Here is a 9,837-nt window from a genome sequence, read left to right as displayed (position 1 = left end):
ACCTTTTACCTTTTACTTTTTACCTTTTACCTTTTACCTTTTACCATTCATTTTTAACCTCTCATCTCTGCCCTGCTACCACTTATCGTATCTACTCGAATTGTTATTAAAACTCGTTACAATAAAATAATGTTAAAAAACGAGAATCTATAATGAAAACACAACTCACTCTTGTAGGCTGTGCACTTATTACCAGCTTAACGAGCGCCAGTGCTTTAGCTAATAAGCCACTAGAATTTAAAGATGTATTTGATTTTAAATCTGCAAAAGGCACGCAGCTTTCTGAAAATGGTCAAATCCTTTCTTTAAGTGCAACCCCTTATCGCGGGAATGCTACAGGGAAAGTCTACTCACTCAATAGCAATAAGCTTATTGCTGAAGTGGAACGAGGAACCCGTCCTACCATTAGCAAAATGGCAAACTGGGTCGCATTTACGCAGGTGCCTACTCTGCTTGAAAAAGAAACCACTAAGAAAAAAAGTGACTTAAAAAATAACTTAGTATTAGTCAACACCCAAACTGGTGAGCAGCAAAGCTTTAATAATGTAAAAGATTACGTGCTAGCTAATAACGGCCAGTGGCTGGCCTATCGCAAAAATGAAAACGCTGAAGAAGACGATAAAAAGCTCGACAACGATAGCGCTATCACTACCGACAAAAAAGATAAAAGCTATCCGCTGGTTATCATCAACTTAAGTGATAAGCGCACTCATACTCTTGAAAGTGCCTTTACCTATGGCATTAGTGCCACCAGCGATCAGCTATTGGTGAGTCAAAGCTATGTAGATGGCGGCAATAATCAAATTACCTTATTTTCACTCGATAATTTTACCAGCACCGTATTAATTGATGAGCCTGGTGTGGTTGCTAGCAAAATAGCGTGGCACCCAATCGAAAAAACCGTTGCGTTTACCTTAGGCAACTATGTAAACGATGATAAGCGTCGTCGTCAGTACGAATTAACGCTGTGGCAAAACGACACGCTAACCACTGTGCAATCACCTAACCCAGAATGGTTAATGGGTAAAGCTGCGACATTAACGTGGGCCGAAGATGGTACACGTTTATACTTTGAAAACCGCCCAAAACTCGCTGCAAAAGTTAAACAAAAAGAATACACAGATGAGTCATCACTGTATGACTTTGAGGTAATTCGCGACCATAAAGGGCTAAATGTATGGCACAACAATGATGCACAAATAAAACCGCGCGAAGAACAGCAATGGAATGAAAATAATAAAAATCGTCATTACACTGCGGTATACCATGTAAACTCACAGCAAGTCGTTCAGTTAAGCACCCCAAATATGCCTGAGCTGGCGCTTAATACTGAGCGTGCCACGTCATTGTTAGGCTACTCAAATTTAGCGCATCTTGAAAAAGTAATGTACGGCGGTTTTTTTGCTGACTACTTTGCTGTTGATATAAACACGGGTAAACAAACTCCTATCATTAACGACTATCCATTTAGGCCGAGCCTTGCGCCTAATGGGCAGTTTGCTGCTTACTTTGATAATAACCAAGTACAGCTTAAAAACTTAGGTAATAACAAAGTGAGCGTACTCAGCAAGGCGATTAACGCCACGTTTGCAGATGACAAACACGACTATCCATCCAAGCAGCCTGGTTATGGTTTTGCAGGCTGGCTTAACGATAGCAGCGAAATACTGGTTTATAGTAAATATGATATTTGGTCGTTTAATGTAAATACCAAGCAAGCCAAACGCTTAACTAATGGTAAACAAAGTAATACTCAGTACAGAGTAATCAAGCTTGATAAAAACCAAGTGGGCTTTAACAGCAATGATACTCTTTTGCTCTCTGCAATTAACTTACAAAGTAAGCAAAGTGAGGTGGCTAAACTTAATTTAACAACGCTTAACGTTACTAAAGTACTCACAGGTAATAAGCGTTTTGATGTAATTAAAAAAGCCAAAAATGCCGATAAATACTTATTTACTGAGCAAACCTATCAGCAATTTCCTGATATTTATCAAACAGACTTTAGCTTCAAACAAGCACAACAAGTCACTAACCTTAATCCTCAGGTAACTAATTTTGCTTGGGGAGAAAAGCCTGAACTTATTAGCTATAAAGGCTTTGATGGTGAAGATTTACAAGGGGTATTAATCAAGCCTGCCGATTATAAAAAAGGCGATAAAGTGCCTGTTGTGGTGTACTTTTACCGCTACATGAGCCAGCGCATGTATGACTTTCCAAAAATGGAATTAAATCATCGCCCTAATTTCCCGATGTTTACCTCAAATGGCTACGCCATTTTTTTACCTGACATTCGCTTTGAAATAGGACACCCTGGTAAATCTTCAACTCAAACCATGATCAACGCCACCCAAAAGCTGATTGATTTAGGCATTGCCGATCCAGATAAAATAGGTTTACAAGGCCACTCTTGGGCGGGTTATCAAAGTGCATTTATGATCACCCAAACTGATATGTTTAAAGCAGTGGTATCGGGCGCGCCAGTGTCTAACATGACCAGTGCTTACAGTGGCATTCGCTTAAAATCTGGACTTGCACGCCAATTTCAATACGAAACAGGGCAAAGCCGTATTGGTAAAAATTTATTTGAAGCACCTGAGCTTTATATTGAAAACTCACCGGTATTTTTTGCCGATAAAGTAAATACGCCTATTTTGATTATGTTTGGCGACAAAGATGATGCGGTGCCATGGCATGAAGGCGTGCAATATTACTTAGCGCTTCGCCGCGCAGGTAAAGATGCAACCTTTTTACAATACGAAGGTGAACCACACCACTTGAAAAAGTTTCCTAATCAGGTCGATTTTTCAGTGCGTATGATGCAGTACTTTGATCATTATCTTAAAGGCAAACCGGCCGCTAAGTGGATGAAAGAAGGTGAAGCGTTTATCGAAGAGTAACCACTAGAAGTTAAAAACCCCGATTGCACTGCGTGATATCGGGGTTTTTAACTATGTAACTATCACCACTTTAAAGAGAGTGTCCAAAGTAATAATGTGCCCGCCATATCTCTAGCTGAAGATCTACTCGCTATCACTGCAATGCTGAACTGTATTTTTCATACAAAAATAGCGCAAGCTAGATAACCCTTTATTTTTGTAGTTATTTACTCGGTACTTTTATATGAGCGGGTTATGAGTAATAATCAGTCAATAAAAAAGACACAGTCTAAGAGAAATAAAGCATGCTAGATTTTTGGTACAAAGGACTACCACAGTATCCAAAAGATCATAAAGACTTTTGGCGCACACGCTTAATTGCTCATTCATTATTAACGGCAACCTGCTACTTTTTAGTTTTAACCCTACTCAACCTGTTCTACTTTCACAGTTACGATATTGCCGCCATTGATGCTTTAGGCTTAGTTATATCGTTAGCTATTTATGGCTGGTTTAGTAAAACTGCAAATGTAAGTGCTGCGGCATGGGCGGTTACATTTATGGTTGTTAGTTTAATAATGACATTTGTTATCTCTGTCGGTGGCCTTGCTCACTCTTTATTTTGGGCAACACTTATTCCCCCTTTTGCGTTTTTTTTAGTGGGTAGAAATTGGGGAAGCATTTTTAGCGCCATTGCTTTTTATATTTGTGCTTACCTAACTTATAAGCAACAACAGCTAACCGTCACTATCGGGCTAGGCTCTTTATTTAATATCATTGAGGTCAGCATTGCCCATATCTTAATTTTCAGATTTTATGAAAAAACACGTTTTTCTGCATATGCGCATTTAACAACCCGTAATATAGAGATTCAACATCTCGCTGAAACAGATAAACTCACAGGGCTTTATAATAGGCAAAAATTTGATTATGCATTGTCGCAAGTCATTACCAGCAGCAAAGAAACAAAAACCACAAACTGCTTATTCATTTGTGACATTGATCACTTTAAGAAAATAAACGACGCCTATGGTCATTTAGTCGGTGATAAAGTATTAGCTGAGTTTGCTAAACTGATTAAAAGTAGCATGCCCAACCATTCATTAATTGCGCGTTGGGGGGGAGAAGAGTTTACTATTATTTTGCCAAATACCTCACTGACCAATGCATTAGCACAAGCAAACGCGTTAAAAGACTATATTTCGACACACCCTGTTGCCAACATTCAGCTAACCATAAGCATAGGGGTAGCTACCATCAGTTCTGATGATTCAGTTATTAGCGTGTTAGAACGTGCCGATAGCGCACTATACGAAGCTAAAAATAATGGTCGTAATTCAGTTTATTTTAGCGACAATAAACTAACGATAGTCGCTTCAGCTAGCCTCTTATAACTAAGTAAGATAGCCAATTAATGTATCGACACACACCAAACTAATTATAAAGAACCAATAACAGCACAAAAAAACCAGACTAAAAACCCATTAAAACTGACTTTTAAACTCAGTTCGCGTATTCTTAACCCCCTGATTTGAATAACCCCTATACCAAAATGAGCAACGCCACTCCCCCCTTCTCTATTTCAGCTAGCATGACTCACAGTATGGTAAATATTAGTGAAGTTTTAGGCAAAATCAGTGCCTTATATTCGCCAGCAATGCTTGAGCACTATAAGCAACAAAAAACCGCCTCCCTGCAAATCAATAACCTTGATATTCAATCAATATCATCTGGCCTATCAACCCCTGATAGCTTATTAGCCTTGCATCGAAGCTTAATCAAAGATCTGAGTGAAAAATCGGGCAGTTATAGGCAGCAAAGTTTAGCGTTAAAAAGTGGTTTGCAAATGGCACCACAAGCAATGCGAGTACCACAAATGGTAGAGGAGTTATTTGCTTGGTTTAAAACAACCGCGCATCATCCTTTAATCAGTAGTGCAGTATGCCATTATGAATTACAGTTTATTCAACCTTTTGCACAGGGTAATACTGAAATAGCGTGTACGTGGCAAACTCTGCAATTATCGCAATGGCATTCGCTATTTTCACTAATAAACATTAACAATGTTATAGCGACAACTCGCCAACATTACTTTGAAAGCATTAACCTAAGTACCAAGTCCGGTGACTCATCCGTGTTTATTGAGTATATATTGGAAGCATTACTAGCGGCACTAAATTCATTAGAAAGTGATTTAAAATCAATAACAAAAACCAAAAACCCCCAACAACCCCCTCAAGTTAAACAGGCTATAAATGTAGACTTACAAGCCCCCCAAGTCATCGCTTTAATTAATGTATTTACCCAAAGCGAAAAGCCATTAAACCGACAAGAGCTACAAAATAAGCTTGGATTAAAAGACCGTAAACATTTTAGAGAGCGCTACTTAAAGCCAGCCATTGATGCTGGAATTATAGAAATGACTATTCCCGAAAAACCAAATAGCAAAATGCAGCAGTATAAACTTACCCAGACGAGTTAAAAACTTAAGTTATAAACAGAGTAGGAGTAAACGCCACCTCAAAGATGAAGTGGCGTGTCAATACGCAGTTTGCAGCTAAATTTTATAATTGTTTAAAAACAATTACGCGTACTGCCCGGCGGCAAATCCACAGCTCCACGCATATTGGAAATTATAGCCTCCTAGCCAACCCGTTACATCGGTTACTTCGCCAATAAAGTATAAGCCTTTGGCTTTTTTAGCCTCAAATGTCTTTGAGCTCAACTCGTCGGTATCTACGCCGCCTAAAGTAACCTCTGCGGTTCTGTAACCCTCGGTACCATTTGGTTTAATTTGCCACGCATGAATATAATCAGCAAGCGCGTCTATTTGGCCATGCGTTAGTTGATTAATATTACAATCGGGAATGGCGTTACTGTCGTGGAGTATTTCTACAAAGCGTTTAGGTAGGATAGTCGCGAGGCTATTTTTCAACGATTTTTGCGCTTGTGTTTCTCGCCAATCAGCTAGCTGTTGCTTTAAATCTAGTTCAGGCAGTAAATTGATCGTTACCGCCTGACCTGCTCGCCAAAACGAGCTTATTTGCAATATAGCAGGCCCAGATAGCCCACGATGAGTAAATAAAATATTCTCTTTAAATACGGTGCCATCTTCGCTTGCAACTTCACAAGGAATACTAATACCCGAAAGCCCTTCAAAACGGTCTTTATCGTGCTGATGTAAGGTAAAGGGAACTAGAGCAGCCATAGTCGGCAATATCTTTAAGCCAAATTGCTCTGCAATTTTATAGCCGATTGGCGTAGCACCCAGTTTAGGCATGGTTAACCCACCCGATGCAACCACAAGCGACTCACAAGTAAGTGTTTCTTGTTCAGTGGTCACACTATAGCCGGTAGCTGTTTTAGCGACATTTAACACTTCGCTGCGCAGTTTAATAGTAACGCCCGCCCACTCACACTCGGTTAGTAAAATATCAACAATGTCTTGTGCGCTATTGTCACAAAATAATTGCCCGAGTGTCTTATGGTGATATGCCAAACCATGTCGGTCTACAAGCTCTACAAAGTCGTGCTGCGTATAACGACTTAAGCACGATTTTACAAAATGGGGGTTAGCGCATAAATAGTTGCTAGGGCTTGCATTTTCATTGGTAAAATTACAACGCCCACCGCCACTAATTAAAATTTTACGTCCTGGCTTTTTACCCATATCAAGTACTGTGACGCTTCGACCGCGATACCCTGCTTGTGCAGCACACATTAAACCAGCGGCTCCGGCACCAATCACTATCACATCAACGTGAGTCATTTAGTTATCTCTTAAAAACTTTTGTGAATTATAACAAAGTTTCAATAATAACCAGATAGCCAGAACATGTTTATCTTAAGCGTAAGCAGGACGAAGAAGCTTTGCTCGATTTTTACTTAGCCCACAAGGTTACAAATCGCGCGCCGCGGTTAACCTCTTCCTAGATTGAACTTATTTTAACCCGCAAAGGTCAACACGCCCTTTTGTATTATTTTTAATTTATCAATAAAAGTAAATTAATGATAAAAAACACTAAAAAAATCTAATACATTAGGATCGTTGATAGCAATAAAACAAATACAAAACAACTGAAAGCGCACTAAATACGCGGTTATAACTAAATGAAATAGGTACATACGTATTTAATATTTCAAAATAGTTAACAGATCATTTACCTTTGTACCCGCTTTGTGGATTTTCACAAATAATAATAAAACTAAGGGTAATTATGACTTCTAATAATTCATTCAAAAAATGCGCTGTTGCGCTAACAATAAGTACACTCTTTGCTGCCAGCTCAAGCATGGCAAACCCAGCGCAAGCAATCGCATCTTCAATGGCAGAAACCTCAGCTAAGTTACAAAATCAAGGTGGTTTTGAGACTCAATTCATCATTAAATATAAGAATAACAACGATATGATGAGTACCTCAACCGCTGATGTATCACCAGCAATGATGAATAAAAAAGCGCAAAGCTTTGTAAAAAACTTCACCTCAAAAAAAGGCAAAGTTAAAGCCAAGTATGTTCGCGCAATGGCACTCAATAACCATCACGTAATGCGTGCCGATAAAAAACTAAACGCTGAAGAGGCCCAGCAGTTCATGCAGGAAATGGTTAATTCGGGTAATGTTGAATATATTGAAGTCGATCAAATGCTAAAACCATTTGCGACACCAAATGACCCGCGTTATGGCGATCAATGGCATTACTATGAGCAAGCCGGTGGACTTAACCTACCAACAGCTTGGGATACGGCAACAGGCAGTGGTGTGGTTGTCGCTGTGCTTGATACGGGCTACCGCCCTCACGCTGATTTAAACGCTAATATTTTACCAGGCTACGATATGATCTCTAATCTATCAGTCGCCAATGATGGCAATGGCCGTGACAACGATGCTCGCGATCCAGGGGATGCGGTTGCAGCTGGTGAATGTGGTAATAACGGTGCACAAGGCTCTAGTTGGCATGGTACTCACGTTGCAGGCACTGTCGCTGCAGTAACGAATAACGGTGAAGGCGTTGCTGGTGTTGCTTATGACGCCAAAGTAGTACCAGTGCGTGTGTTGGGTAAATGTGGCGGTTTAACCTCAGATATTGCTGACGGTATCATTTGGGCCTCAGGTGGTAATGTATCGGGTACATCAGCAAATGCTAATCCAGCCGATGTAATTAACATGAGTTTAGGTGGTGCGGGTGCATGTAGTTCAACCACGCAAAATGCCATTAATACCGCTCGTAACAACGGCACAGTTGTTGTTATTGCTGCAGGTAACGATAACGATAATTCTGCAAACTACAACCCAGGTAACTGTAATGGTGTTGTTAATGTTGCATCGGTTGGCCGTAATGGTGGTCGCGCTTATTACTCAAATTACGGAAGTAATATTGATGTGGCAGCACCGGGTGGCGCGCAAAGCTTTGCCAATGATTCTGAAGGTGTTTTATCAACTTACAATTCAGGTTCAACAACACCATCAAGCGACAGTTATGGCTTTTCGCAAGGCACCTCAATGGCGGCTCCTCATGTTGCGGGTGTTGCTGCACTGATCAAACAAGCAAAACCAAACGCGACTCCTGATGAAATAGAAAGTATTTTAAAAACAACCACTCGTCCATTCTCTGCCACGTGTACCAGCTGTGGTACAGGTATTGTTGATGCGGCCGCTGCGGTTGCTGCAGCATCTGGTGGTACACCGCCAACAACGGGTGATAACGAACTTGTTGATGGAGAAGTCAAAACCGGTTTAAGCGGTGCGGCAAGTGCACAAGACTTTTACACTATGACAGTACCAAGTGGTGCAACCAATGTCACTTTCACTATGAGTGGTGGCACAGGGGATGCTGACTTGTATGTACGTGCAGGTAGTAAACCAACCTCAACCACTTATGATTGTCGTCCATATAATGAAGGTAACAGTGAAGAATGTTCTATTGATAGTCCAACAGCCGGCACTTACCATGTAATGCTGCGTGGTTATTCAGCCTACAGTGGCGTGAGTTTAGTCGGTAACATTACGGGTGGTTCAACAGGTGGTGGTTCAGGTACACCTCAAGCAGGTGGTGGCACGGTGTCTGATATCACAGCAAATGCAGGTCAGTGGAAACATTACACGCTAGATGTACCGGCGGGTATGGCAAGCTTTACTGTTACAACGTCAGGCGGCACCGGTGATGCAGACTTATTTGTAAAATTTGGTAGCCAGCCAACAAGCTCAAGCTATGATTGTCGTCCATATAAAAATGGTAACGCCGAAACTTGTACTTTTAGTAATCCTCAAGCGGGAACATGGCACTTAAGTGTTAATGCGTATCAAACATTTTCTGGTTTAACGCTAAGCGGCCAATACCAGCCATAAAACATCCTCTCTTTAGATAAAAAAAGCCGATACACTGTATCGGCTTTTTATTCTCTGATTAAAGTCGTCAGTTTTAAAGCGTTGCTAAAACAGCTTCAGCACTGCTTATTACAAACTCTTTGTCTTGTTCTACAAATAGACCAGTAACAACACCATTATCAACAACCATCGCGTATCGTTTTGAGCGTATTCCACCAAAGCCTGCGGTATCTTTTTCAAGCCCTAAAGCACGGGTAAAGCTAGCATCACCGTCTGCAAGCATATCTATATGCTCTGCATTTTGTGACTCACCCCACGCTTTCATCACAAATGCATCGTTTACCGATACACAATAGATAGCGTTAATACCTTTAGCCTTAATTTTATCGGCTAGCGCGATATATCCAGGTAAATGAGCATTCGAACACGTTGGTGTAAAAGCGCCTGGCACTGCAAATAACACGACTTTTTTATCTGCAAATAATTCATTGCTTGTCAGTGTTTGCATACCGTCATCGGTTAGCTTAGATAGACTAACTGCGGGTATTGTTTGACCTTGTTCAATCATGTTAAATCCTTTGGGTAATTACGTAGACTTTTAGCATACAGGTTAATATTTACGGTTTCGAGTT

General features: G+C 40.5%; 6 protein-coding genes. 4 read left to right on the top strand and 2 right to left on the bottom strand.

Annotation, left to right across the window (positions count from 1 at the left end):
• Positions 1-152: 152 nt before the first annotated feature.
• From ACTRWE_RS08480 to ACTRWE_RS08470, 3 genes are all read left to right on the top strand, one after another.
• Positions 153-2,900, top strand: a complete 2,748-nt coding sequence (locus ACTRWE_RS08480; RefSeq protein WP_462879833.1) for a S9 family peptidase — start codon at positions 153-155, stop codon at positions 2,898-2,900.
• A 284-nt stretch (positions 2,901-3,184) separates the two neighbouring features.
• Positions 3,185-4,273: a GGDEF domain-containing protein gene (locus ACTRWE_RS08475; protein WP_350654076.1), complete on the top strand. Its 1,089-nt coding sequence runs from the start codon at positions 3,185-3,187 to the stop codon at positions 4,271-4,273.
• A gap of 197 nt (positions 4,274-4,470) precedes the next feature.
• Positions 4,471-5,361, top strand: coding sequence for a Fic family protein (locus ACTRWE_RS08470; protein WP_350654074.1), 891 nt, complete (start codon positions 4,471-4,473; stop codon positions 5,359-5,361).
• A gap of 102 nt (positions 5,362-5,463) precedes the next feature.
• On the opposite strand, the gene ACTRWE_RS08465 is transcribed toward ACTRWE_RS08470, so the two are convergent.
• Positions 5,464-6,648, bottom strand: coding sequence for a BaiN/RdsA family NAD(P)/FAD-dependent oxidoreductase (locus tag ACTRWE_RS08465; RefSeq protein ID WP_028835618.1), 1,185 nt, complete (start codon positions 6,646-6,648; stop codon positions 5,464-5,466).
• 448 nt (positions 6,649-7,096) lie between these two features.
• On the opposite strand from ACTRWE_RS08465, the gene ACTRWE_RS08460 reads away from it, so the two are divergent.
• On the top strand, positions 7,097-9,226 hold the full coding sequence (locus tag ACTRWE_RS08460; RefSeq protein ID WP_462879832.1) for a S8 family peptidase: 2,130 nt from the start codon (positions 7,097-7,099) through the stop codon (positions 9,224-9,226).
• A gap of 73 nt (positions 9,227-9,299) precedes the next feature.
• Here the strand turns inward: ACTRWE_RS08460 and ACTRWE_RS08455 are convergent, their stop codons facing one another.
• Positions 9,300-9,773, bottom strand: a complete 474-nt coding sequence (locus ACTRWE_RS08455) for a peroxiredoxin (protein WP_013465916.1) — start codon at positions 9,771-9,773, stop codon at positions 9,300-9,302.
• Positions 9,774-9,837: the final 64 nt, after the last annotated feature.

The organism is Pseudoalteromonas sp. G5_S1_54_S4 (assembly GCF_054968565.1).
This window is presented reverse-complemented; position numbering and strand designations above follow the sequence as displayed.